Annotated in this window: 20 protein-coding genes and 1 pseudogene; 10 read left to right on the top strand and 11 right to left on the bottom strand. The window is 66.5% G+C overall.

Features of this window, described 5'->3' with window-relative positions:
- Nucleotides 1-57: 57 nt before the first annotated feature.
- The 3 genes from leuB to VB739_RS03415 are packed head-to-tail and all read right to left on the bottom strand — an operon-like array spanning nt 58 to nt 2,980.
- The gene (leuB, locus tag VB739_RS03425) at nt 58-1,140 is read right to left on the bottom strand and encodes a 3-isopropylmalate dehydrogenase (RefSeq protein WP_323355725.1); all 1,083 of its coding nucleotides are present in this window, start codon (nt 1,138-1,140) and stop codon (nt 58-60) included.
- A 28-nt stretch (nt 1,141-1,168) separates the two neighbouring features.
- Nucleotides 1,169-2,197 carry a UDP-3-O-(3-hydroxymyristoyl)glucosamine N-acyltransferase gene (gene lpxD, locus VB739_RS03420; RefSeq protein ID WP_323355724.1) on the bottom strand — a complete coding sequence of 343 codons (1,029 nt, stop codon included), beginning with the start codon at nt 2,195-2,197 and terminating at the stop codon, nt 1,169-1,171.
- 57 nt (nt 2,198-2,254) lie between these two features.
- The gene (locus VB739_RS03415; protein ID WP_323355749.1) at nt 2,255-2,980 is read right to left on the bottom strand and encodes a polysaccharide deacetylase family protein; all 726 of its coding nucleotides are present in this window, start codon (nt 2,978-2,980) and stop codon (nt 2,255-2,257) included.
- Between the two features lie 113 nt (nt 2,981-3,093).
- On the opposite strand from VB739_RS03415, the gene VB739_RS03410 reads away from it, so the two are divergent.
- The 5 genes and pseudogenes from VB739_RS03410 to VB739_RS03390 all read left to right on the top strand — a co-directional run bounded on the left by VB739_RS03410 (nt 3,094) and on the right by VB739_RS03390 (nt 8,829).
- Nucleotides 3,094-5,463 (top strand): S8 family peptidase, encoded by a 2,370-nt coding sequence (locus VB739_RS03410; RefSeq protein ID WP_323355723.1) that lies wholly within the window; start codon nt 3,094-3,096, stop codon nt 5,461-5,463.
- Nucleotides 5,464-6,849: 1,386 nt separating this feature from the next.
- Nucleotides 6,850-7,266 (top strand): annotated as a pseudogene (locus tag VB739_RS16655) (GNAT family N-acetyltransferase); the annotation flags it as partial.
- A gap of 191 nt (nt 7,267-7,457) precedes the next feature.
- On the top strand, nt 7,458-7,673 hold the full coding sequence (locus VB739_RS03400) for a 4-oxalocrotonate tautomerase family protein (RefSeq protein ID WP_323355721.1): 216 nt from the start codon (nt 7,458-7,460) through the stop codon (nt 7,671-7,673).
- Between the two features lie 262 nt (nt 7,674-7,935).
- Nucleotides 7,936-8,268 carry a DUF1294 domain-containing protein gene (locus VB739_RS03395; protein ID WP_323355720.1) on the top strand — a complete coding sequence of 111 codons (333 nt, stop codon included), beginning with the start codon at nt 7,936-7,938 and terminating at the stop codon, nt 8,266-8,268.
- 165 nt (nt 8,269-8,433) lie between these two features.
- Nucleotides 8,434-8,829, top strand: coding sequence for a hypothetical protein (locus VB739_RS03390; RefSeq protein ID WP_323355719.1), 396 nt, complete (start codon nt 8,434-8,436; stop codon nt 8,827-8,829).
- 36 nt (nt 8,830-8,865) lie between these two features.
- Here the strand turns inward: VB739_RS03390 and VB739_RS03385 are convergent, their stop codons facing one another.
- From VB739_RS03385 to VB739_RS03375, 3 genes are read right to left on the bottom strand one after another with little or no spacing between them, the layout of a single operon-like run.
- Nucleotides 8,866-9,711 (bottom strand): hypothetical protein, encoded by an 846-nt coding sequence (locus tag VB739_RS03385; RefSeq protein ID WP_323355718.1) that lies wholly within the window; start codon nt 9,709-9,711, stop codon nt 8,866-8,868.
- A gap of 16 nt (nt 9,712-9,727) precedes the next feature.
- Entirely contained in the window at nt 9,728-10,552 is an 825-nt protein-coding gene (locus VB739_RS03380; RefSeq protein ID WP_323355717.1) for a hypothetical protein, read from the bottom strand.
- Nucleotides 10,553-10,611: 59 nt separating this feature from the next.
- Nucleotides 10,612-13,965: a CHAT domain-containing tetratricopeptide repeat protein gene (locus VB739_RS03375; RefSeq protein WP_323355716.1), complete on the bottom strand. Its 3,354-nt coding sequence runs from the start codon at nt 13,963-13,965 to the stop codon at nt 10,612-10,614.
- Between the two features lie 161 nt (nt 13,966-14,126).
- Here VB739_RS03375 and VB739_RS03370 point away from each other — a divergent pair, with 161 nt between their 5' ends.
- The 5 genes from VB739_RS03370 (at nt 14,127) to VB739_RS03350 (ending at nt 18,365) form a co-directional block, all read left to right on the top strand.
- A complete protein-coding gene (locus tag VB739_RS03370; RefSeq protein WP_323355715.1) occupies nt 14,127-14,873 on the top strand; it encodes a phosphatase PAP2 family protein in 747 nt (248 codons plus the stop codon).
- Nucleotides 14,873-16,126 (top strand): hypothetical protein, encoded by a 1,254-nt coding sequence (locus VB739_RS03365; RefSeq protein ID WP_323355714.1) that lies wholly within the window; start codon nt 14,873-14,875, stop codon nt 16,124-16,126. The genes VB739_RS03370 and VB739_RS03365 overlap by 1 nt, the downstream gene beginning before the upstream one ends.
- Nucleotides 16,093-16,614 (top strand): hypothetical protein, encoded by a 522-nt coding sequence (locus VB739_RS03360; protein ID WP_323355713.1) that lies wholly within the window; start codon nt 16,093-16,095, stop codon nt 16,612-16,614. Before VB739_RS03365 ends, VB739_RS03360 begins: the two co-directional genes overlap by 34 nt.
- 252 nt (nt 16,615-16,866) lie before the next feature.
- Nucleotides 16,867-17,211 (top strand): hypothetical protein, encoded by a 345-nt coding sequence (locus tag VB739_RS03355; protein WP_323355712.1) that lies wholly within the window; start codon nt 16,867-16,869, stop codon nt 17,209-17,211.
- A 74-nt stretch (nt 17,212-17,285) separates the two neighbouring features.
- Entirely contained in the window at nt 17,286-18,365 is a 1,080-nt protein-coding gene (locus VB739_RS03350) for a PfkB family carbohydrate kinase (RefSeq protein WP_323355711.1), read from the top strand.
- Nucleotides 18,366-18,453: 88 nt separating this feature from the next.
- On the opposite strand, the gene proB is transcribed toward VB739_RS03350, so the two are convergent.
- The 5 genes from proB to VB739_RS03325 are packed head-to-tail and all read right to left on the bottom strand — an operon-like array spanning nt 18,454 to nt 22,301.
- Nucleotides 18,454-19,599 (bottom strand): glutamate 5-kinase, encoded by a 1,146-nt coding sequence (gene proB, locus VB739_RS03345; RefSeq protein ID WP_323355710.1) that lies wholly within the window; start codon nt 19,597-19,599, stop codon nt 18,454-18,456.
- Nucleotides 19,599-20,108 carry a YqeG family HAD IIIA-type phosphatase gene (locus VB739_RS03340; protein WP_254943416.1) on the bottom strand — a complete coding sequence of 170 codons (510 nt, stop codon included), beginning with the start codon at nt 20,106-20,108 and terminating at the stop codon, nt 19,599-19,601. The genes proB and VB739_RS03340 overlap by 1 nt, the downstream gene beginning before the upstream one ends.
- Nucleotides 20,108-20,656: a DUF3727 domain-containing protein gene (locus VB739_RS03335; protein ID WP_323355709.1), complete on the bottom strand. Its 549-nt coding sequence runs from the start codon at nt 20,654-20,656 to the stop codon at nt 20,108-20,110. The genes VB739_RS03340 and VB739_RS03335 overlap by 1 nt, the downstream gene beginning before the upstream one ends.
- 19 nt (nt 20,657-20,675) lie before the next feature.
- Nucleotides 20,676-21,194, bottom strand: coding sequence for a Holliday junction resolvase RuvX (gene ruvX / locus VB739_RS03330; RefSeq protein WP_323355708.1), 519 nt, complete (start codon nt 21,192-21,194; stop codon nt 20,676-20,678).
- Nucleotides 21,195-22,301, bottom strand: a complete 1,107-nt coding sequence (locus tag VB739_RS03325; RefSeq protein ID WP_323355707.1) for a hypothetical protein — start codon at nt 22,299-22,301, stop codon at nt 21,195-21,197. It lies immediately after the preceding gene.
- Nucleotides 22,302-22,316 lie beyond the last annotated feature (15 nt).

Here is a 22,316-nt window from a genome sequence, read left to right as displayed (position 1 = left end):
GTGAGTTTGGCAGGTCGCCGGACCGCACCCCCCGCAGCCGTTACCTGACGGGAGACTTCAGGCGGGCAGGGCCGCCAGCAGCTGCTCCCCCATCGCCTGGCAGCCCACCCGGGTGCAGCCCTCGCCCATCAGCAGGTCGCCGGTGCGATAGCCGGCGGCCAGAACACGGTCGACGGCGGTTTCCAGGGTGGCGGCGGCGGCCTCCTGCTGCAGGCCCACCCGCAGCAGCATGGCGGCCGACAGCACCATGGCGATCGGGTTGGCCAGGTCCTGGCCGGCGATGTCGGGGGCGGAGCCGTGAACCGGCTCGAACAGGCCCGGGCCCTCAGAACCGAGGGACGCCGAGGGGAGCATGCCGATCGAGCCGGTGAGCATGGCGGCCTCGTCCGAAAGGATGTCGCCGAAGAGGTTGCTGGTGAGAAGCACGTCGAACTGGCGCGGCTCGCGCACCAGCTGCATGGCGGCGTTGTCGACGTACATGTGGCTGAGCTCGACCGCGGGGAACTCGGCGTGAATCGCCTCCACCCGGTCGCGCCACAGCTGGCTGACGTCGAGCACGTTGGCCTTGTCGACCGAGCAGAGTCGGCCGCGGCGGCCCGCCGCCAGCCGGAAGCCCACCCGGGCGATCCGGTCAACCTCGTGGTCGGTGTAGACCATGGTGTTGAAGGCCCGCACGCCGCCATCCATCTCGATGCGCCCCTTGGGGGTGCCGAAGTAGATGCCGCCGATGAGTTCACGCACCACCAGCAGATCCACCCCTTCGATCACCTCGGGCCGCAGGCTGCTGGCAGCGGCCAGGGCCGGGATGATCTTCACGGGCCGCAGGTTGGCGAACAGCCCCAGGCCGGAGCGCAGCGCCAGCAGGCCGCTCTCGGGACGCTGCTCCCGGGGCAGGGCATCGAAGCGGGGGGCACCGATGGCGGCGAGCAGCACCGCATCGGCGGCCCGGCAGGCGGCCAGGGTGTTCGCCGGCAGGGGCTCACCGGTGGCGTCGATGGCGGCACCGCCGACGGGCTGGGGATCGAACTGGAGGCTGAAGCCGTGGCGGGCGCTCACCGCCTCCAGCAGGGTGCGGGCCACCGCGGTGATCTCCGGCCCGATGCCGTCCCCGGCAAGCAGGGTGATCCTGTAGCTGGTCATCGCGAGGGGAGCCGCTCAGCAGGCGAGGCTACTTCCGCAGCTGCCGCAGGGTGCGGGCCATCTCGGGCAGCTTGTTGAAGACAGCGGAGCAGCGCAGCCAGAGCCGGTTGGGGATGGCGGGATAGCCGCTGACCACCTCCCCGGCGGCGATCTCACCGTGGATGCCGGACTTGGAGGAGGCGATGGCCCGATCGCCGATCACGGCCCGGTTGGCCACTCCCACCTGGCCGGCGAGGATCACGCCGTTGCCGAGCACGGCACCGCCGGCGATGCCCACCTGGGCGGCCAGGGCACAGCCTTTGCCTGTGACGACGCCATGGCCGACGTGCACGAGGTTGTCGATCTTGGTGCCGGCGCCGATGCGGGTTTCGCCCACGCTGGGGCGATCGATGGTGGAGCCGCAACCCACCTCGACGCCGTCCTCGAGCACCACCCGGCCGGTCTGGGGCATCTTCACCCACCCCGAAGCGGTGGGCACGAAGCCGAAACCCTCGGCGCCGATCACCGCCTGGGACTGGACCACGCAGCCCGCCCCGAGGCGGCTGCCGGGATGGAGCACGGCATTGGCATGGATCTCGCAGCCCTCGGCGAGCTGCACGTCCTCGTACAGAACGACACCGGGATGGAGCACGCAGCCGGCGGCCACGACGCTGCCGGCCCCGATCACCCCATGGGCGCCCACATGGACATCGGCGGCCACAGCCGCACTGGGGTCGACGACGGCGCTGGGGTGGATCCCCGGGGGCTTCGGGGTGGGGGGATGCAGGGCGGCGAGGGCTTCGGCGAAGCCGAGCCGGGGGTTGGCGAGCGCCACCCAGGCCAGGCCGCGCTCGCTGGCCAGCTGCTGGATTTCTTCGTCGAGGGGCAGCAGCAGGGCGGCGGCGCCGCTGGCGGAGAGGGCGGCGGCCAGGGCGTTGCCGGGTTCGAGGAAGGCCAGCTGGCCGGGGCCGGCACGATCCAGCGCTTCGGCGCCCGAGATCTCTGGATCCCCCGCCAGGTGCCGGGGGCTGCCGTCCTGGACGGCGCCGATCCGGGTGAGCAGGCTGCTGAAGCGCATTCCCCAGGGGGCGGACGGCCCGGATCGTAGGCCCCACGCCCAACGCTGGAGGCGGGATCAGCAGGCAGGATCCAGCAGTTCCGCCAGCGGCACGAAGCGGTAGCCGCGGCGGCGCAGGTCGGGCACGATCAGGCGAAGGATCTCCAGGGTGCGGCCGCTGAGGGCCGGGGTGTCGTGGAGCACCAGGATGCCGCCGGGGTGGGCATTGAGGCGCACGAACAGGCGCACGAACCACAGGGGCGGCCGCAAGGTGTCCCAGGGGAAGATCGAACCCAGCACCAGCCGGTAGGAACGGGCCGCGACACCATCGCGCATGGCCTGGTGGAACCAGCCGCCACCGGGGCGGAACCAGCGCCAGTGCAGCTGGGCGGGGGCGGCGGCCCGGGTGATCGCCCGCTCGGTGTTGAGGAGCTGCTGCTGGAAGGCGGCCGGCGCCAGGGCAGCGGAACGCTGATCGCACCAGAGATGGTTGCCTAGGTCGTGGCCCTGCTGCAGGGCGCGGCGAGGGAAGCGGTGGTCGCGCTCCAGATGGGAGCCGATCAGGAAGAAGGTGGCCGGCAGCTCCAGCTCCCGCAGCAGGGCCAGCAGGCCCTCCGAGCCGGGGCCGCTGGGGCCGTCGTCGATGGTGAGGGCCAAACGCATCTGGCGGCCCCGGCCGCAGAAGACCACACCGGGGAACAGGGGCGCCAACAGGCCACGGATCAGCAGCGAGGGCAGCAGCACCACCAACACCACCAGATCCAGCAGCAGGACCAGGGCCAGGAGGGTGAGCAGCAGGGACATGGGCAAGGCCGGGCGGAACGTCGCCGGAAGGCTGAAGAACGATGACACCAGCAGGGAGCCAGCGGCCGCTGTGGCTATGGCTGGTCATCGGATCTGTTTGCCTCGGTGACGCCATGACCGCCCCGAAGAAAGCCTCCGCTGCCGGCACGCCGGCCCTGCGGGGGCAGGCCCGCACCGTGATCTACTGCCACGGGATCTCCAACATGCCCCCGGAGGGGGTGCTGCGCTCGGAGTGGGACCGGGCCCTGTTCGGCGCCGACCAGGGGGAGCGCACCCGCATGGCCTACTGGGTCGACCGGGAGCGCTACCCGGAGACGGCGGGCGTCTCCACCCGGGCCATCGGCGACGACCGGGCGACGCTGCAGGTGGGGGCGGAGGCGCTGCTGGCCGCCTCGATCCGGGACAGCGACGACCGGGAGGAATCAGCGGCCTTCGTGGCCGCCGTGACGAAGCAACTGGAGGAGGCCGCCCAGACGGCGGCCCAGCGGGGAGCTCCGATGGGAGGGGCCGCGACGAAATCGATGGAGGTCAAGGGGCTGTGGAGCCCGGTGACGGCCCTGTTCACCCAGGCGTTCCTGGCGGATGTGAACGATTTCCTGTTCAACAAGACCAAGCGCACACGCATGGTGCAGACGGTGAAGGACCGGGTGACCACGGGCGGAGGGCCCTTCGTGGTGATCGGCCACAGCCAGGGGAGCATGGTCACGTATCAGGCGCTGATGGAACTGGGCGCTGCGCTGGAGGTGGACCTGTTCCTCACGATCGGCTCCCCCCTGGGGCTGCCCCAGGTGACCGACGTGCTGCACCAATGGCACGGCAAGACGTTGCCGATTCCACCCGGGGTCAAGCGCTGGGTGAACATCGCCCAGGACGGCGACATCGTCTGCCTGGATCAGACCCTGGCCGACGAATACAGCGCCAGCGGCAAACCACCGGTGCTGGATGAACGGGTGCAGGGGGTCGTCTGGCCGCCCAGCAAGGCCCACTCCGCCAGCCGCTATCTGTCGCGTCAGTCGACCCAGGACACGGTGATGGCGGCGCTGGAACGCTCCCGTTTCCAGCCGGTGAGCCCGATGACGGTGGCGCGCAATCTGGCCGATTCCCTGGATGCGGACGCCATGGTGCGGGTGCCGGTGCTGATCGAACTGCTGGAGCGCACCCAGCCGACCGGAAGCAGCTCAGGGGCATCCGCTGCCGGGGAAGGGGGCGATTCGCTACAGGGGGCCCGAAAGAAAGTGCTGGCCTGGATCGAGAAGAATGTGCTGCAGGATCCGATCACGGCTGAGACGGTGTTTCTGGAGGACCAGCTCGACCGCTACGTGTCGGTGAACCTGACCCGCGCCGAGGTGGAAACCCTGGCGGCCGCGCTGAGCCAGCAATACGGCGCCGCCTCACCGGCGGTGTACCGGATGTTCAGCAACAGCAAGAAAAAAGCGCTGATCAAGGAGTCGATCCACACCGTGCAGGCCCGCACCGCCCAGCTGGGCTACAACGCCTGCGGCCAGGGCATCACCTGGGCGGTGCTGGACACGGGCATCGACAACCGCCATCCCCACTTCCACAACCCCGCCTTTGCCCCTGAGGGCACGATCGCCGCCGAATGGGACTGCACCGCAAGGGGGCCGGTGCAGCCGGGCAGTGGCAACGACGCCAACGGCCATGGCACCCATGTGGCCGGCATCATCGCCGGCGGGCTGCAGGCGGTGGGGGGCGACGGGGGGCCGGACATGCTGGCCATGGCCCCCAAGGCCCGGCTGGTGACCTACAAGGTGCTCGCCGACAACGGCAGCGGCTACGACGCCTGGATCATCAAGGCGATCGACCACATCTGGAAACAGAACCAGGATGGGCGACGTCTGGCGATCCAGGGGGTGAACCTGAGCCTGGGGGGCGCTTTCGATCCGGCCAGCTTCGGCTGCGGCGATTCACCGCTGTGCGCCTCCCTGCTGCGGCTGGTGCGCCAGGGGGTGCTGGTGGTGCTGGCGGCGGGCAACGAGGGCAGCGGCGACATCGTGGTGGACGGCTTCAACGCCACCCGTTCCTTCGACCTCTCGATCGGCGATCCCGCCAACCTGGAGGAGGCGATCGCCGTGGGCTCGGTGCACCCCACCCTGCCCTACCGCTACGGCACCTCCTATTTCTCCTCGCGAGGTCCCACCGCCGATGGGCGCCTGAAGCCCGATGTGGTGGGCCCAGGGGAGCAAATCCGCTCGTGCCGCAGCAGCAGCGATCCCAAACGCACCCACACGCGCGGCAAGGGGGAAAGCGTCGATGGGCTGTATGTCGCCCTGTCCGGCACGAGCATGGCGGCCCCCCACATCTCCGGCCTGCTGGCCGCGTTCCTGTCGGTGCGCACCGAGTTCATCGGTTATCCCGACCGGGTGAAGCAGATCCTGCTGAACCACTGCACGGATCTCAAGCGCGACCGCTACCACCAGGGAGCGGGCCTGCCGAATCTTTCCAAGATGCTGCTGGAGACGTGAGGTGAACAGGCCTGGGTGAGGGGTGTTGCCGGTTGCGATCGCTGGGGGAAGAAGGCACAGGGGGCGTTGACGTGACACCGGAGACTGGTGAGTTGAGTATACGGATACGGGTGCGAAGAGGGCGTGCGGGATCGATGCATTTCAGGTTTCACGAAGCAGAGCAACCCTTCTGTTTCATAACGGCCTCACTAGGGGTTTGTAGCGTATAGAACATATGGGTCACGGATCCGCTAGCCGCGGGTAACGTCATCGGACTGTCGACAACACGCACTGCGCTGGTGGGCCTTCGATGCAACCATCCAACCAGTGGTCGCTGGTTCACGAAAAGGAATGGACGCTGGGAGTGGTTCACGGAAACTGCCCAATAACAAGTTGAGTGGATACCGACGGAGTCGCGAATTCCATTCTATTACCAGTCATTATCCAGCGCTATCTAACATCATTGAAGTTTTCAGCTTAGCGATGTCAAGCAACCAAGGCCAGCATGAACCTATTCCATAAAGTTCACCATTCCCGGGCTTCAAGAGCCTGAGCGGTCGCTACTGGCACAAGCAGAATGCCATATAGAAGTTGAAACAGTGGACTTTGTTCTTCTGCGTAGGCCTGAGGATGATGACGAGCAATTCAAGAGCCTCGCTAACCGATGGATTGCACGGGAACTTTCCAGGGTTAACGTTTTGACTGGAAAGCTCCTAAAAGCGATAGATCTATGCACTGAACCATCGCTCGGGGTTGTAATTCGAGTTCCCACAGGATGGGACCACCAGGTTCAGGTGTCCCATAGTCATCGTGGGTGGAGTGACGAATCTGCAGAGTTTAGAATCGGTGCTTGGGATGTAGCGCGGCACTCCAACGATCCAGTTTTGCGTTTCGCCATGCTTGATACTATATGCGAATCGGCATGTGTGACTCAGGCATGGATTAATAAAGATAGGATGCCGCCTAGATTTGCAGAAATACGTCTAATCCGCAATCTGCTTGTACACGGAAGCGAGAACCCGAACGAGGATGTGGCTAGATATCTTTGTCTTTACAACCCATCAATCCCTAACAACCGATTCTCGAATCGAGAAGACCATCTGAATTTGGCCAGAATGCGATCTGCGCATCTGCTCTCAGCAGTCTGACAGATCGTCATTAACGATATCGTGGACATTGATCACAGCCTGAGGGAAAAATGAGCCTGCAAGCCAAGGTGGCATTTTCTTGATTAGTCATGGGCCTTTCCCAAACGCGAGTGCTGCTATATGAAAGTCCGTCAGTTTCTAGTGTCACCCCCAACAAGCCCCTCGAGTGGACAGGCCACCATCAATTCACTGCTCGCGTTCTAGAGTCTTTGCCTGCCACTCAGGGACAGTGTTATGCCGACTCGAAGCGTGGATGATCATGATTGAGGAGTCGTTTGTGTCGCTGGTGATTCACCAGCCAACGCCTGATGACACTCGGCTGATGGAAGCTCTACTGGCTCTATTTGGTAAAGCCTTTGACGACATGGCGACGTATCCTGGTAGTGTTCTAAGTACTGGTTAGCCGCGACGATTGCTGGGCGGTAACTCCTTTATTGCGATGGCTGCCTTGAAGAACGGAACTGATATTGGAGGCATCGCGGTCTATGAACTGCGAGGATTTGAGCAAGAACTCAGCAAAATCTACATTTACGATCTGGCCGTTTCTGCGCCGCACCGGCACGAAGGAATCGCAACGACACTGATTGAAGAGCTGAAGACAGTCGCGGCAGAGCGCGGGTCCTACGTCATTGTCGTTCAAGCCGATACTGGTCTTGATGATTGGCCGGCCATCGCGTAATTTTCGAAACTCGGAGTCCGTGAAAATGTCGTACACTTTGACATCCCAGTTGTTGGAAGGCAGGACGCTGCATCACAGCCTGTTGCGGCTGATGGCGATACGCGCCGCCTCTGAACCGGTCCGTTAGCCGTCGGACTTCACAACCAACATTCCGGCATTCATTCCACCATTGTCCAATCAGAAAGCTCATGCCTTACGTCAATGTGCAGATCACTGAAGGTGCCACTCGCGGGCAAAAGGCACAACTGGTGAAAGAAATTACTGACTCTCTTGTAAACGTTCTAGGCAAGAAACCCGAACACACCCATGTCGTTATTCAGGAGATCGCCGAAGAAAACTGGGGGTTCTCTGGGTTGCTTACTGACGAATGGAAGAAGACGCAGGACAGAGCAGGTACCGCGTGATTCGTCGTTAGACCGACTCAGATGCCATCCATGCAATGCGTCGGGAAGCTCAAAACAGGGCGGCAAGGATGTCTTCGTCCATATCAAGGCATTCCCCACGGGTTCAGGCCGTCCGACGATCGGACAGCTGTTGACCTTCGAAGTTGAACTAGGCCCCAATGGCAAACGCCGTGCACACTCAGTCCGATATCTGGTGAGCGACAGAGCAAAAAACAATCATACAGCGGAGTTGCCTGCATCATGGACACTCCCAACGACTCTCGTGATCCCGGCCTTCGCCGCCGTCTGGCTCTACGTTGCGAGCCGATGGCCGGTCAGACCTGAGCTTCTTGCTGTCTACATCGGGCTCAGTGTGATGACCTTCCTCTCTTATGCCTTCGACAAATCAGCCGCCATCCATGGGCGCTGGCGCACACCTGAGAAGACGTTGCACCTGCTCGGCCTGGCTGGGGGCTGGCCTGGCGCGCTGCTCGCTCAGCAGCTACTGCGCCACAAGTGTTCCAAGCCAAGTTTCATCGCCAGCTTCTGGATCACGGTGGTTGTCAATGTCGCGGCATTTGTCATCTGGCATTCTGGATGGCTCCAAAAGCAGTAAGGATGCCGGCACGGCCTTCGCTGCAAACGAAGCCTGTGGCACCGGCGGTTGCCTGTTGAAGCACTGGCCAATAGTCCGCCTCTGATCTGGAGCGCTTCAACCGCGGAGGGATTTGACGGGCGCTTCTAAACTGTTCCTGCCAACCAACCATCAGTGCAGCAGTCCATGCGGAAACGAGTGCTCACGGTGGCGGTGGCTCTGGCCACGGCTTCAACGCCGTCCTGGGCTGTGCCAGCACCGTCAGCCTGCGAGGCGGCACTCGGCACCTGGGACTACGTGGCACCGAGCAAGCCGGGGCGCGCGGTGGTGACGAAGCTGGCCGACGGTCGCCATCACCTGGTGTGGATCGCGTCCGAGGCTGGCGCCACTGCCGCCGGCGCCTGGGAAGCCACCTGCGAAGGGTCACGCAGGACCTGGCGGATCCTCTTCCCATCAGATCCAGGCACTGTTGGACTGAAAGTGTTGGAGGAGTTTGAGGTGAGCGGCGATGCGATTCGCTTCTGGCTTCTGGGGCCTGATGGCAAACGTGGCCCGATGGGTGGCGCCCGTCGTCTCCCTTGAAGCGGCAGCCACGGAGATGCTCAGCCGGAACCAATCCTACGACCCGCCTGACAGCCCCACCTGCACACTCTGCTCATTGAGAAAGTAGTTGGGGTCAAACGCCTTCAGCCTTCGATCGATCTGAAGGTCCTGCTTCACGGGATCATCCAGACGGAGACAGTCGGTTGGTTGACCTTCCATGCACAGCAATGGAATGACTATGTCTGTTTTGTCATAACCCCACTCCAACATCCTTCCACCCCAGAGGCCTTTCCCCTTGGGAGGCTCCCGCGTCAGGACGGGGACCAGAACGTCGACCTGGGCGGCATAGGAATCCGAGGGCAGGGTCACAATCAGTGAGCGGTGGATGGTTTCGCCCGGATTGATGTGATCGTCCACGAACAACTTGCCGGCCGCTTCCGTTGGGTACGGCTGCAGCTCGGCGCCCCGCTCCACGTGAAAGGCGTCAAAGGGCCCTTTGGCCCGCTCAGAAAAGGTCGATGGATTCAGCAACTGACGCCGAATCGGAAACATCTCCCAGAAGCTACTGAGCAGGTAGAGTCTGCGATTGCTGGCGTTCGTGGCGCTGACCTTCAGCTCCCGTTGCAGCGATGGTTGCGATCGCTCGCTCCGCCCATCACCGGCGATCGGAGTCAGGCTGATCTCAAGACTGATGCTGGCGGGCGCCTGGGAAGGCACATAGATCTCCTTCCAGATGAAGGTGTAGATCCCCCAGGAGGCGGCGATGATGATGCCCAGCGTCCTGACCCATTCGTGCAGCGACGGCGAGCGCATCCAGCCTGGCAGGCGCAACGATCCCGCCCTGGTCCGGGCGCCCGGCATTCCTTTCCGGGGCAGCTTCTCACTGTCTCCATGGGGCTTGATCGGGGATTCGCTGCTCACGGGCTCAGGTGGTGCCTCACTTCTTGCCGGAGAAACTGGGCACTTGCCTCGGGCAGGGGGCGTTGGGCAGCCTCCGGCAACGGCGATTGATCACCCCCAGCGTGTTGAAGACGGCCCGATCTGTTCCCGTGGCCAGCTGCTCCAGCAGGGCTGGATCGGGGACCTGGTCCATGGCGAGCTGGGCCATGGATGCATCGGAGCAGCCGCCCAGATCGGTCACCCCAAGGCCGGTGAGCAACGCATAGGAGCGCTGGCTGCGGGTCCCCATCTGCTCAGCAGCGGCGGTGGTGTACGCCCCATTCGCCGGGGCAACGAGCTGATCGGGCTTAGGGGGATCCTGGGGCTTGGGTTGCAAGTTGGTGCCACCGATCAAGACGCCCGCCAGGCAGTTGGCCTGAAGGTTGGCGGCGGCAGGTGGCAGGAGCGACGCCGGACGGCTGCCAAGGATGGCCTTGGCCAGGCCAACTCCGACCCAATAGACCACGCCCCACTCCCCATGGCGGCTGGCCTCCCTGGTCAACCTGGTGCGATCCAGCAGCACCTTGCCGCTGGCTGCGCAAAACAGGGCAGGGCTCTGGGCTCCCGTTGCCACGCTGGTGCCAGGACAAGCCGCCAGTGGCGTCTGGCCAGTGGGAAGCACCTCGATCGCCGGCCAGGGCAACGTTGCGGTGCCGGGATCTGCGTTCCAGCTCTGGCGGAGCTGGCTGGCGATGCTCTTCACCGTGCTCTCCAGTTCAGCGGAGTCGACGGCAGGGGCGGCGGCCGCAGCGGCCATCGGCGCGAGCAGTGATGGTGTGGCCAGCAGAGCGCCCAGTGCCGCAGACCCCAGGAGTTTTCGCATGGGTGGGGAACGAGAACAGCCGGCCGCCGTCTCAGTCTGCCTGCTGTGCAGGCCTTGGCTCATAACCCCGGAATCGGTCCGCCATCGCCGGTGAGTTGCCAGGCGGCCCAGAATTTGTGGTCGGCCCAGTCCGGGTCTGGTGGGTTGCTGCGGAACTCCTGCTGCACCGTTGCCAACGCGTCCATGCGACCCCTTCCCTGTTTGAGCAGGGCGACGTAACGCTGCATGAACGCCGCTGTCGCGTCGTCGTCCACCTTCCAGAGCGACAGCAGGGTGGAGCGGGCGCCGGCCACGGTGAGAGCCCGCTGCAGGCCATAGACCCCTTCGCCGGTCTGCAGGGTTCCGGAGGCGGTGTCGCAGGCGGAGAGCACCACCAGCTCGGTGCCATCGAGCTGCAACTGGGCCGCCTCCTTGGCGGTGAGATAGCCGTCATCGTCGGCCGTGCTGGTGGCCGCGCCCTGGCCGGATAACCAGCTGCGGTTGGCACCCGCCAGCACGATGCCGCTGTTCAGCAGGGGGTCGCTGCTGCTGGCTGGCGAGGCCTGGGGGAGCTGGGCGTTGGGGTCTGAGAAGAACCCGTGGCTGGCGATGTGCAACACCCTGGGGCCGCGCGCCTGTTGCAGCACACCGGTGGTGGCAGCAGCTCCCTGATACAGGGAGGCACCGAGCCGTTCGGCGATCCAGCGGCCCTCCGCGGCGGTGGCGGGCAGGGGTTGCCAGGCCCCGCCGGGGCCACCGAAATCAGGAGCGGCCAGCACCAGGGCACGCTGGCCGCCAGGCCCGGGGCTCCGCTGGCTGAGCAGGTCACGGCCGCTGGTGACGATCCGCAGCTGCACCCGCTGGCCCAGGGTGGGCGCGGAATCGGCCTCAGCCCCGCTCGGGTCCTGACTGGGAGCCGGCAGCGCCGTGAACGGGATGCGGCTCAGCTCGCCATCGGGGGAGACGAACCAGCGCCGCCGCCCCACCAGCTGCTGCATCAGGGGCCCCAGGACCTTCTGGCTCACCCGGGCCCAGAACGGACCGGCGGGGCGATTCCGGGCCAGGCTCTCGGCCAGGGCCTGCTGAATCAGCGGATCGGTGGCCGCCGCCGGGCCGAGGTCCACCGCACGGGTCGACCCATCGGGGAACAGCAGCATCGCCAGATAGCGCGCTTCCCCCCAGCTCCTGGCCTCCGGCTGGCGCGCGTCGTAGGGGCGGAAGCGCTGGAATTCGAACAGCACCCCATCAGCAGGCAGGGCAGCGGCCACCTGGGCGGGGTCCACCAGCCGCGGGGTCAGGGCCGGCAGCTGGCGGTAGAGCTCCTGCTCCAGCCGATCCCGCTCCTGCTGCAGCGTCTGCCGCTGCGGGTCGCTGAGGTTCACATCGGCCAGCCGGGCCGTCAGGGCCGTGAGCTGACTCACGAGGATCTGCTGGGCAGGCGAGCCACGGCCGAGCTGGGCCTGGCGCCGTTCGATGTCCTGCAGCAGGCCATGGCGGTTCAAGCGCGTGAACAGGGCCAGGGAGGCTCCGCCAGGAGCGTTGGCCACCAGCGAGTAGGGGATCTCCCAGACATTGCCGAGAGCCTTGATCTGCTCCTGGCGCCGGGCCTGGGGCAACAGGGGAGCCTCCTGTTGGAGGAACAGGGACTGGCTGCCGATGCCACGGCGCAGCAGGGGCTCGGCCTTGGCATCGGCCCCCTGGCTCAGGTACAGCTTCGCCAGGTTGTTGAGGCTGAGGGCGGTCGTGGGGTGATCGGGGCCCAAGGCCTTCTCGAAGATCGCCAGGGAGCGGAGGAACAGCGGCTCAGCTTTGGCGCCAGAACCCTGAAGACGGAGTAGCTCCGCCAGGTTATTGAGGCTGGCGGCGGTATCGGGATGATCGGGTCCCAGGGCTTTCTCCCGGATTGCCAGGGCGCGGCGGTGGAGCGGCTCGGCTTTGGCAGAAGCCCCCTGGTTGTCGTACAGCACCGCGAGGTTGTTCAGACTGGTGGCGGTGATGGGGTGCCCGGGACCCAGCACTTTCTCGTTGATCGCCAGGGCGCGAAGATAGAGAGGTTCGGCCTTGGCGAAGGCGCCTTGATTGTCGTAGAGCGCCGCGAGGTTGATGAGACTGGCGGCGGTATCGACGCTATCAAGCCCGAGCGCCTTCTCCCTGATCGCCAGGGCGCGAAGCAGCAGGGGCTCCGCCTTGCCATAGGCGCCCTGGCTCCGGTACAGCAGGGCGAGGTTGTTGAGGCTGGTGGCTGTTGAGGGGTGATCGGGGCCCAGCACCTTCTCGTTGATCGCCAGGGCTCGGAGGTAGAAGGGCTCGGTCTTTGCGAAGGCACCCTGGTTTTTGTAGAGCTCCGCGAGGTTATTGAGGCTTGTGGCGGTATCGGGGTGATCGTCACCCAGCACCTTCTGTTTGATGGCCAGGCAGCGGCGCAGCAAGGGCTCGGCCTTGGCGTAGGCGCCCTGGCTGATGTACAGCGTCGCAAGGTTGTTGAGGCTGGTGGCGGTTTCATTGTGATCGGGCCCCTGCACCTTCTCCCTGATCGACAGAGCCCGAAGCAGAAGGGACTCGGCCTTCGCATAGGCGCCCAGGTCGTCGTAAAGCAGCCCAAGGCTGCTCAGGCTGATCGCAGTAGCAAGTGGATAGGGTCCAAACGCCTTCTCCCTGATCGCCAGAGCGCGAAGAAGAAGGGACTCGGCCTTGGTGTAGGCGCCCAGGTCCCTGTACAGCAGCCCAAGGCTATTCAGACTGGTCGCAGTATCAAGCGGATCGGATCCCATCCCCTTCTCCCTGATGGCCAGGGCGCGAAGGTATAGGGGCTCGGCCTTGGCGTAATCACCCTGGCTGCTGTAAAGAAGCCCGAGGTTGTTGAGACCGAGGGCGAGGCCAGGGTGCTCAGGCCCCAGCGCCTTCTCGGCGATCGCCAAGGCGCGTAAGTAGAGAAGTTCGGCCTTGGCATGGCTGCCCTGGTTGGCGTACAGCCAGGCAAGGTTATTGAGGCTGAGGGCGGTGAAGGGATGGTCCGGCCCCAGAATCTTGGTTCTGATCGCCAGGGCGCGAAGCAGCAGGGGCTCGGCCTTGGAAAAGGCGCGCTCTTTGATGTACAGCAGCCCGAGGTTGTTGAGACTGGCGGCGGTATCGGGATGGTCGGGCCCCTGCGCCTTCTCACGCCAGGCCAGCACCTGTTGCCATACCGTCGCCGCCATTCCATAGTCTCCCTTGGCTTCCAGGGCGTTGGCCTGGTCGATCCACTCCCACACCTGCGCAGGGATCTGTGGATAACGCTCGCCCAACGGCTGGGCCAGCCACTCCTGCTGACGTGGCACCGGTGGCTTGCCGTGGCGATCGGCGGCAGCCGACAGCGGCCCATCGGCCAGCAGCAGCACGGCCAGCGCAGTTCCCCACCGGAACAGAGCCATGAAGGAGCGACCGGACCGCGTCATGGGGATTCCCAGCAGCCCCACCAACGAACGTCTCCGGTTTGTCTGCACGGGGTCCACCGTTACCGAAAGCAGTCTCATCGTCTCGAAGACCCTCCGGTGCCGGAACGGATCCATCAGGGGGACACCATTACGGTGCAGCCACAAAACTGAGATTCCAGACAATGAACAGCTTGCGTCTGGGACTCTGGCTGTCCGGCCTGTTGTTGATGCCAGGCCCGCTGATGCTGGGGATGCCGGCACTGGCCCAGCAGGCTGACCCGGCGGCGGGCCTGGTGCTCCAACCGGCCAGGTATCGGGCCGTGCTCGGCAGCCCACCGGCCCCCGGCAGCCGGCAGGAGCTCGATGATCTGGCCATCCTGCGCTGGAACCAGCGCAGCCGCACCCCCGCGGGGATCCTGCACAGCTGGCATTTCCTGAACCGCCATCTCAGCCTCTTCGATGCCGCCGTGGGCGCCGACCTGGCCAGGACGTCGCCCCACCTCGTCGCGGGACTGCCGTCCTTCGTCGCACGTGCAGAGGCTCTCAAGGATCAGCTCAAAGATGCGGCGGCCAGGCCGCGCCCCTTCTTGAACCACAGGGATCTGAGCCCCTGCCTGCCCCTGGAGATGTCCTGGTCCTTTCCCAGTGGCCACGCCACCTGGTTCGCCACCGCGGCCCTGCTGCTGGCGGACCTGCTGCCGGAGCGCCGGGAGCGGCTGCTGCAGGTGGGCCTTCAGGGGGGCTACGTCCGTGCCTACTGCGGCTTGCACTACCCCAGCGATGTGGTGGCGGGTCAGCGCCTCGCCGAGGCGATCAGCCAGGAGTTGATCGCCTCGCCCCAGTGGCGCACGTTCAAACAGCAGCTGGCTGGGGAGCGCCGCCAGCTGCTGGAGGTCCCGCCGGCCGGGTTGCCCCTGCTGGTGGATTGATGGAGTTCCGCGGCACGGTTCGCAGCACGAAACGCAACGGGCTCGGCCTGCTGCTCACCCCTTTGGTGCTGATCCGCCGCTTCGTCCAATCGGTGGCCCTGGCCCTCGAGCGCATGATCTGGCGGGAGCTGATCGAGGCCGACGTGCCCGCCAACCCGCTCGTCAATCTGCTGGCCTTCCTGCTGTTCTCCAGCCTTTGCCTGCTGGTCAGTCTCCAGGGCGCCGTGGCCTACGTGATCGGCCTGCTGCTGTTCCTGCTGCCGATGGAGTGGCTGATCGCCCAGCTCGGCTATGGCTCCCCGGTGGAGCGCCGGGTGCTGCTGCACAGCTGGGGAGATCGGATCCGCCTGTGGTCGCAGACGCGGCAGGGCAGCGAACACCAGGAGATCAGGCGGGCCGCCATCGAGGCCGTGGTGATTCGTTTCTCCAGCCTTTCGGTCCCGCCCCTGGGGGAGCGGCCGCTCGGCTGGGATGTGGGGCTGGCCGTGGGCGGTCCCGGTGGAGAGCAGCTCCTGGCCCGCAGCCCCAGACTCTCGGCGGCCTGGCAGCAGGCCAGCAGCCTGGCCGGTGATCTGGGGGTCCCCCTCCATCTGGTCGGCACCACAGGGCCGGGCACCCGGGGCCCCTCCACCATCCAGAGGATCCCCATCGAGCAGGAGGCAGGCGTCTGGAGGGTGCTGAACGACGTTGCCGCCACCCGCATCGTCCGCAACCGCTTCAGCGTGGGGGCTCTGCAGTGGTGGCGTTCCTTCGCCGAGCAGGGCAGCTATCTGCTGTTCGTCGCCGCGCTCAACACGGTGATGGTGAAGTACGGGGGGTTTCTGGTCTGGATGCTCGGGCCGCGCCTGGGCCTGAGCGAACCCACCACCTTGATGCTGGATCTTTCGGTTCCAGGGCTGCTCTCGTTGGCCCTTCCGGAGTGGACCGTGATCCAGACCCTGCTGGTGGTGGCCGCCCTCGGCGCCGCAGGCCTCGGCAGCGTCCAGCAATGGAGCCCGCAGGAGCTCACCCTGGCCGCCGATCGCGTCACCTACAGGCGTGCTGGCCAGCCGGCCCAGAGCCTGCCGACGCGGATGATCACCGAGGCGCTGCTGCTGCACGAACCGGAACCCCAGGTGATCCTGTGGAGCGAACGACGGCCCCCGCTCGTGATGGGCGGGCTCTCCAACGAAGGCGAAGCGCTCGAACTGCTGGAAAAGCTGCAGGCCGCGCTGGCGCCATGGCGGCCCACGCCCCCCTCATCCAGCCGTTGAGAGGTCGGCGTCATCAAAGGCAATGGCGATGGCATCGCCGGCGATGGGGCCATCTTTCGCAGGCGCATCGCAAGCTGGAGCTCCACCTCGGCTCCGAGCTTGTGGCGCTAACCGGGCGTCGTGGCGGGGTCACGTTCCGCGGACGGCAGCAACTGTTCGTGGAGCCGGATCTGCCTGAGCCTCAGGTCCATCCAGCCGGCACCGAAGTGGATCATCTGCAACATCTCAGCCAGGGCGCTGCAGGTGCCAGGGTTGTGGAACAGCTTCAGGTGCTGGATCAGCATGAAAAACGGATCAGGCGACTCGCCATAACCGCTCTTGCCGCAAGGGATATCAGCGATGACAGCATGATGGGCCAGGGCCGAAAAGGGGCACTGATCAGAACTGCTGACCAGTCGAACCACGATCCTTCGAATCCATCTGAGAGCCTGCGTTCCGAGACATCACAGCTATCAGCGCTTCCAGCAGATTCCCCGTTGCCGTTGTAGTGACGGGCTGAAACGTGATAAGGTGAATTCACTGGAAGCGGCTCAGCTCACTCGAACATCCTACCCAGGATGCCTCGGCTCAGGAAACAGTGATTCCTTGCCTTGATCGTGTGCTCTGACCAGCATTTTCTGGTTTCGCTTCTCATTTCGCTTGAGCGTTACGCCTGTCGTCGTAGGCAGGCCAGCGGCCTATCAAGCCGTTGCCAAAGAGACTTGGCCGTTCCAGTTGCCGTATCGAAGGAGAATCCATCCATGACCACCCAACAACACATCGTCAGCCGCTCCTCCCAGGAGATGGCCAACGTCGACGAACGCCTGCGCCAGGCCATCCTCGACAAGCGGCAGGCCCAGATTCAGGAACTGTCGGACAAGATCGATCAGCTGCAGAACCAGGCCAAACAGGTGGCGGAAGGCGTCCGCGACGAAACCCAGAGCAAGCTCAAGGAACTCAGGGCCGCCCGGGATGCGGCCACGTCTCGACTTCAGGAGCTGCAACGCAGCAGCCAGGACGCCTGGTCGGGCCTGCTCGAGCAGACCGACGAGGCGTTCCAGTCCATGTCCGATCGTTTCCACGCCTTCGTCAACAGCCAGAGCTGATCGCCGACGTCGCGCGTTCTCTCCAGCCCCCAGTCCGAACTCCGCAGATCACCCACCCACTCCATGTCCTGCCTATGTCCAACGCCACAACCACCAAACCCATCACCATCCATCCCCTGATCGTGGACTCCCACGACCACCCCCGCGTGCTCTGCTTCGGCGAAGCCCTGATGCATCGCATCAACAGGCCCGAAGCCGATACCGAGAACAAGGCGAACACCCCGGATCATCCGGGGGGCGCCCCGGCCAGCGTGGCCTGCGGGGTCACCCGCCTGGGAACCCCGGCCAGCGTCCTGGGGCGGATCGGCGACGATCCGCTCGGCCGGCAACTGCTGAAGCTGTTCGAGCGACGGCAGGTGAGCACGCCGGCGCTGCAGACAGATCCGAAACGTCCGACACGTGTGGCCCTGCTGAAAAGGAAGCCCGGCGGGGATCTTTGCCTCGACGACTTCCTTGGCGACCTGGGCCAGGGCTTCGCCGACAGCGCCGTGGTGCCCGCCACGCTGGCTGAATCGGTGAAGCCCCTGCTCGGGGAAGCCCGATGGCTGCTCGTCAGCACCAATGCCCTCGTCAGTGGCCCGAGCGCCATGGCGCTGGATCTGCTGCTCAAGCGGGCCACGGCCCAGGGCCTCGGCATTGCCCTGGAAATCGACTGGTGCCCAGGTTTCTGGGGTCTCGCTCCGGATGCGGGCCCATCGGCCGAAGTGCTGCGCCGTTTCCGGCCCCTCGCCGAGAAGGCCACCCTGATCCTCGCTTCGGCAGAGGAAGCCGAGGGCTTCTTCGGCAGCACCGATCCCACGACCATTCACGGCGCCCTGGCCAAGCGCCCGGCCGTCCTGGTGACGGGCCGCGAGGGAACTGTTCGCTGGTGCCTGGGGGGTCGCCAAGGCACCCTTTCGCCCGTCGAGGAGAGCGCTCCCAGCCATCCCCTGGGCGTCCGTGAAGCCTTCACAGCAGCCCTGCTGGATGGCCTCTGCCGTCGGCCGGAGCTGCTCGAAGCACCGGCACCGGGCGGTGATGGCGTCACTGGACCCGGTCCGATCGAAGACCTGCTGCGCTTTGCCTCGGCCTGCGGCGCCCTCGTGGGTCGCACCGAAGGGGCTATCGAGCCCCAGCCCGGGCGCGAGGCGGTGAAGGCGTTCCTCAACGCCTGATCACCAACCTCCCCTCAAGGCGCTCCGCAACCGGGCTTCTTGTCCCCTGCCCCCTGGCTTCGGCCGGGGGGCTTTATGGTGCGAAACCTCAAGAAGCCAGGCAGGTGAGCACCAGCTGATCCCGGTGCACCACCGCATCCCCCACGGCCCCCAGCCGGCGGCGCACCTCCTCGCTGCTCAGGCCCATGATCTGGCGCAGCTCCTCGCTGCTCAGGGTGCTCAGGCCCCGGCCCAGTTCGCGGCCGTCGCTGGCCAGCACACGCACCGCATCGCGCCGGGAGAAGTGCCCTTCCACCGCCCGGATGCCCACCGCCAGCAGGGAGGCCCCCTGCTGCAGCAGGGCCCGCTCGGCGCCCGCATCCACCCGCACGCTGCCCTTCACCAGCAGGGCATGGGCGAGCCAGCTCTTGCGGTCGGCCAGGGGGGTGGAGCTTGGCTGGAAAACCGTGCCCACCTTCTCGCCGGCGAACAGGGCGTCGAGCACCGCCGGATCGCGGCCATCGGCCAGCCGAACCCGGATGCCGCTGGAGGTGGCGATGCGGGCCGCCGCCAGCTTGGTGGTCATGCCGCCAGTGCCCCACTGCCCGCCCCCTTCGGCCACATGGCTGAGGCGCTCCAGCTCGGCCAGGTCCCGCACCTCCTCGATCGGGCTGGCGTCGGCATCGGTGCGGGGGTTGCCGGAATAGAGCCGATCCACATCGGTGAGCAGCACCAGTTCATCGGCGCCGATCGCCACCGCCACCAACGCCGAGAGGGTGTCGTTGTCGCCGAAGCGCAGTTCGTCGGTGGCCAGGGTGTCGTTCTCGTTCACCACCGGCAACACGCCCCACTCCAGCAGCTGCTCCAGGGTGCGGCAGGCGTTCTGGTAGCGGCGCCGGGAGGCCAGATCGCTGCGGGTGAGCAGCACCTGAGCCACCGCCAGGCCCCGCACGGCGAAGGCGTCCTGGTAGAGGGCCATCAGCCTGCCCTGGCCCACGGCGGCGGCGGCCTGCAGGGCCACCACCTCGGTGGGGCGCTTGCTGAAGCGCAGGGCCTCGCAGCCCAGACCCACCGCCCCACTGGTCACCAGGGCCAGGCGATCCCCCTGGCGCTGCTGCCGGCTGAAGCTGGCCGCCAGGTCGGCGATCACCGCCGCCGTGGGCCGCTCGGGGCTGCCCCGCAGCAGGCTGGTGCCCACCTTGATCACCCGCCGCAGACCAGATTCGGCGCCAGCGGAGGCAGCAGACGACCCCATCAGCCGGGAACCGAACCCACCCAGCGGGCCATGCGCAACTCCAGGTTCTGCAACCGGTCCTGGCGGCAGGGCTCGCCGTCGGGGTCGATCGGCTTGACCAGCACGGTGAACAGGCCCATGCGGTTGCCCACCAGCACATCGGTGAACAGCCGATCCCCCACCAGGGCCACCTGGGCGGGGGGCAGATCGAGATCCAGCAGCACCTTGCGCAGGGCCGCCCGCCGCGGCTTGCCCGCCGAGGTGGTGTAGGGGAGGCCCATCGTGTCGGCCACTGCGCCGATGCGGCGCCGGGAGGGATTGTTGCTGAGCAGGTGCAGGGGCATCCGCTCGCGGGCGTGGCGCAGCCACAGCTCAGCCTGGACGGGCATGGTGGCCTGGCGGCGGGGCAGCAGGGTGCGGTCCACGTCCAGGACCAGGGCGCGAATGCCACGGTCGACGAGCTCCTGCAGCGGCAGGTGGGCCAGGGACGTCCCCGGCAGCCAGTCGGGCGTGAGCAGGTCGCGCAGCATCAGTCGTCGCTCTCCCGCTCGTCGAGTTCGGCCTCGATGCGGGGCTGGACCCGCTCGAATTCCTCTCCCTCCACCATCACCGCGTCGGCCCCCTCCATGCGGGCCACCACGAAGAAGGGATCCAGGGGGATGTACAGGCCGTACTCCTCTTCGCCGGCCATGAAGCTCACCAGCAATTCGTAGGTCTCGCTGTCGTCGTCGCCTTCCTCATCCTCGAGTTCATCGGGATCGGGCTCCTCCAGTTCTCCGCTGACGGTGAGGGTGACGGCGGAACGCACCAGGGTCAGGTCGTGTTCCTGCAGCACCACATCCGCCACCGACAGGATCGGCTCGGTGGCATTGAGGGTCTCCACCAGCTCGGGATCGTCGTCGTCGCTGAGACGGAAGAGGCAGACAGGGGTGTCCACCGGCGTCAGCAGGGCGTAGTCGTGGCCATCGAGGGGGATCAGCTGCTCCAGGAAACACAGCAGCTGCCGGCCGCTGCCGTCCCGCACCTGCACGGTGGGCACGTCACCGGAGCCCGTCATCGCAGGGGGGTCGGAGGCCATCAAGGGGAAGCGGGTGTACTCAGAATGAATCAACGCCGGCCCGAGTGCCCACGCCGATGGCCGCCGGAGCGACCGGATCGTCGCTCAACGCCGTCAGGTCCAGCGGTTCGGGGCCTTCCCGCTGCCATTGCTCCAGCAACAACACGGCCGCCGCGCTGTCGAGGCGGCCGCTGCGGTCGCCGTGCAGAGCGAAACGCTCTCCCGCCGCCCAGCTGCTGGCGTGCTCGTCCACCCAGGCCAGGGGCAGGGGCTGGCCGAGGGCCTGCAGGGCCCGGGCCAGCCGCAGGCCGTAGCGGCGGCAATGGATCCCCTGGGGTGTGGGCCGCTGGCCGGCATCGAGGGGCAGCCCCACCACCAGCGCCTGCACCCGCCGCTGTCGCACCAGGCTCAGCAGCCGCTCGAGGTCGGCCTGGAACTCCCCCCGCGCCAGAGCCGGCAGTGGTGTCACCGTGACCCCCAGCGGATCGCAACCGGCCAGGCCGATGCGGCGTCGCCCCACATCGATGGCCAGCACAGATCGCGGCCGGGGTGGGGCCATTCAGCGGGGAAGCAGCGGCGCCGTGGGCAGGCTGCCGAGGGGACCGCTGGGGGTGGGCATGGGCCGCCGCCGGGGCTGGAGCTGCTCGAGCACCGCTTCAAGGCGCCGCGCCGCCCGCTTGGCCGGCTGGCCTTCCTGGCGCCGCCAGACGCTGCGGGCCATCAGCACCTCCTCGCCGTGGGCTTCGGCCCCCAGGGCCTGCAACCAGCCCTGGCGCTCGCCGTCGCTCGCCTCGCAGCGCAGCCACAAGCTGGTGCCCCCCTTGGCGAGGCGGTGCAGCAGGCATTCCGCCGCCGTTTCGAGCAGGTGGGCCCAGCCAGGATGGATGCTCAGCTCCACCGCCTGGCCGCCGCCGGGGTGCTCATCGAGCCAGCGCACGCCCGCCACAGCCTCATTGCGCACCGCATCCACCAGCATCCAGCCATGGCTGCGGCTCTGGTCGAGCAGGTCTTCGATGCGGCGATCCTGGAGCTGGCGCAGGTGGGCCGGGCAGGTGGCCTGCTCCAGGTGCCAGAGCAACGGGGCCGTGCGGCGGTTGAGCTGGCGCAACTGCAGATCAGCCGGCAGGGTCGGGACGGCGCGATCGGCCGCTGGCTGCCAGCGCCAGAGGCGATCGGTGCGCTGGGGCTGGAACCCCTGCTCCCGCAGGGTGGCCAGCCGGGAGGTGTCGAGACTGGAGGCGGTGGCGATCCAGCTGGCGGCGCCCTTCACCCGACCGATGGCCTGGCGCAGCAGATCGGCAGCCAGGGCCGCCCGGCTGGGCGCCAAGGCGTCTGGAGCGATGGCTTCGGTGGCGGCCAGGGCCAGGCGCAGGTGCTGCACCTGCCAGCAGGTGCCGCTGCGATTGAGACGGCGGCAAACGATCAGCCCAAGGGCCTGCTGGCGGGTGAGGCCCTGGCGCTGCAAAGCCACAAGCACCTGGGCGGCCAGGGGGCGGCGGCTGGTCACCGCCGTCAGCAGCTGCTCCGGCAGGGCCAGCAACAGCGAGCGTTGCAGCAGCGGCTGCAGCGGCAGGAAGGCGGGATCATCCAGCAGGGGCAGGTGCCAGCCCTGGAGTGCTTCGACCGTCCAACTGGGGGAGGGTCTGCCCTGGGCAGGCACTGGCACGGCAGGCACTGGCAC

Source organism: Cyanobium gracile UHCC 0281 (genome assembly GCF_034931305.1).
In the GTDB taxonomy this organism is placed as follows: domain Bacteria; phylum Cyanobacteriota; class Cyanobacteriia; order PCC-6307; family Cyanobiaceae; genus Cyanobium; species Cyanobium gracile_A.
The sequence above is the reverse complement of the archived record's forward strand: the minus strand, read 5'-3'. Positions and strand labels throughout refer to the sequence as shown.

Coding starts and splice junctions, on each gene's coding strand:
- leuB (WP_323355725.1), bottom strand. CDS start 1,140: ATGACCAGCTACAGGATCACCCTGCTTGCCGGGGACGGCATCGGGCCG.
- lpxD (WP_323355724.1), bottom strand. CDS start 2,197: ATGCGCTTCAGCAGCCTGCTCACCCGGATCGGCGCCGTCCAGGACGGC.
- VB739_RS03415 (WP_323355749.1), bottom strand. CDS start 2,980: ATGTCCCTGCTGCTCACCCTCCTGGCCCTGGTCCTGCTGCTGGATCTG.
- VB739_RS03410 (WP_323355723.1), top strand. CDS start 3,094: ATGACCGCCCCGAAGAAAGCCTCCGCTGCCGGCACGCCGGCCCTGCGG.
- VB739_RS03400 (WP_323355721.1), top strand. CDS start 7,458: ATGCCTTACGTCAATGTGCAGATCACTGAAGGTGCCACTCGCGGGCAA.
- VB739_RS03390 (WP_323355719.1), top strand. CDS start 8,434: ATGCGGAAACGAGTGCTCACGGTGGCGGTGGCTCTGGCCACGGCTTCA.
- VB739_RS03380 (WP_323355717.1), bottom strand. CDS start 10,552: ATGCGAAAACTCCTGGGGTCTGCGGCACTGGGCGCTCTGCTGGCCACA.
- VB739_RS03375 (WP_323355716.1), bottom strand. CDS start 13,965: ATGACGCGGTCCGGTCGCTCCTTCATGGCTCTGTTCCGGTGGGGAACT.
- VB739_RS03370 (WP_323355715.1), top strand. CDS start 14,127: ATGAACAGCTTGCGTCTGGGACTCTGGCTGTCCGGCCTGTTGTTGATG.
- VB739_RS03365 (WP_323355714.1), top strand. CDS start 14,873: ATGGAGTTCCGCGGCACGGTTCGCAGCACGAAACGCAACGGGCTCGGC.
- VB739_RS03360 (WP_323355713.1), top strand. CDS start 16,093: ATGGCGGCCCACGCCCCCCTCATCCAGCCGTTGAGAGGTCGGCGTCAT.
- VB739_RS03355 (WP_323355712.1), top strand. CDS start 16,867: ATGACCACCCAACAACACATCGTCAGCCGCTCCTCCCAGGAGATGGCC.
- VB739_RS03350 (WP_323355711.1), top strand. CDS start 17,286: ATGTCCAACGCCACAACCACCAAACCCATCACCATCCATCCCCTGATC.
- proB (WP_323355710.1), bottom strand. CDS start 19,599: ATGGGGTCGTCTGCTGCCTCCGCTGGCGCCGAATCTGGTCTGCGGCGG.
- VB739_RS03340 (WP_254943416.1), bottom strand. CDS start 20,108: ATGCTGCGCGACCTGCTCACGCCCGACTGGCTGCCGGGGACGTCCCTG.
- VB739_RS03335 (WP_323355709.1), bottom strand. CDS start 20,656: ATGGCCTCCGACCCCCCTGCGATGACGGGCTCCGGTGACGTGCCCACC.
- ruvX (WP_323355708.1), bottom strand. CDS start 21,194: ATGGCCCCACCCCGGCCGCGATCTGTGCTGGCCATCGATGTGGGGCGA.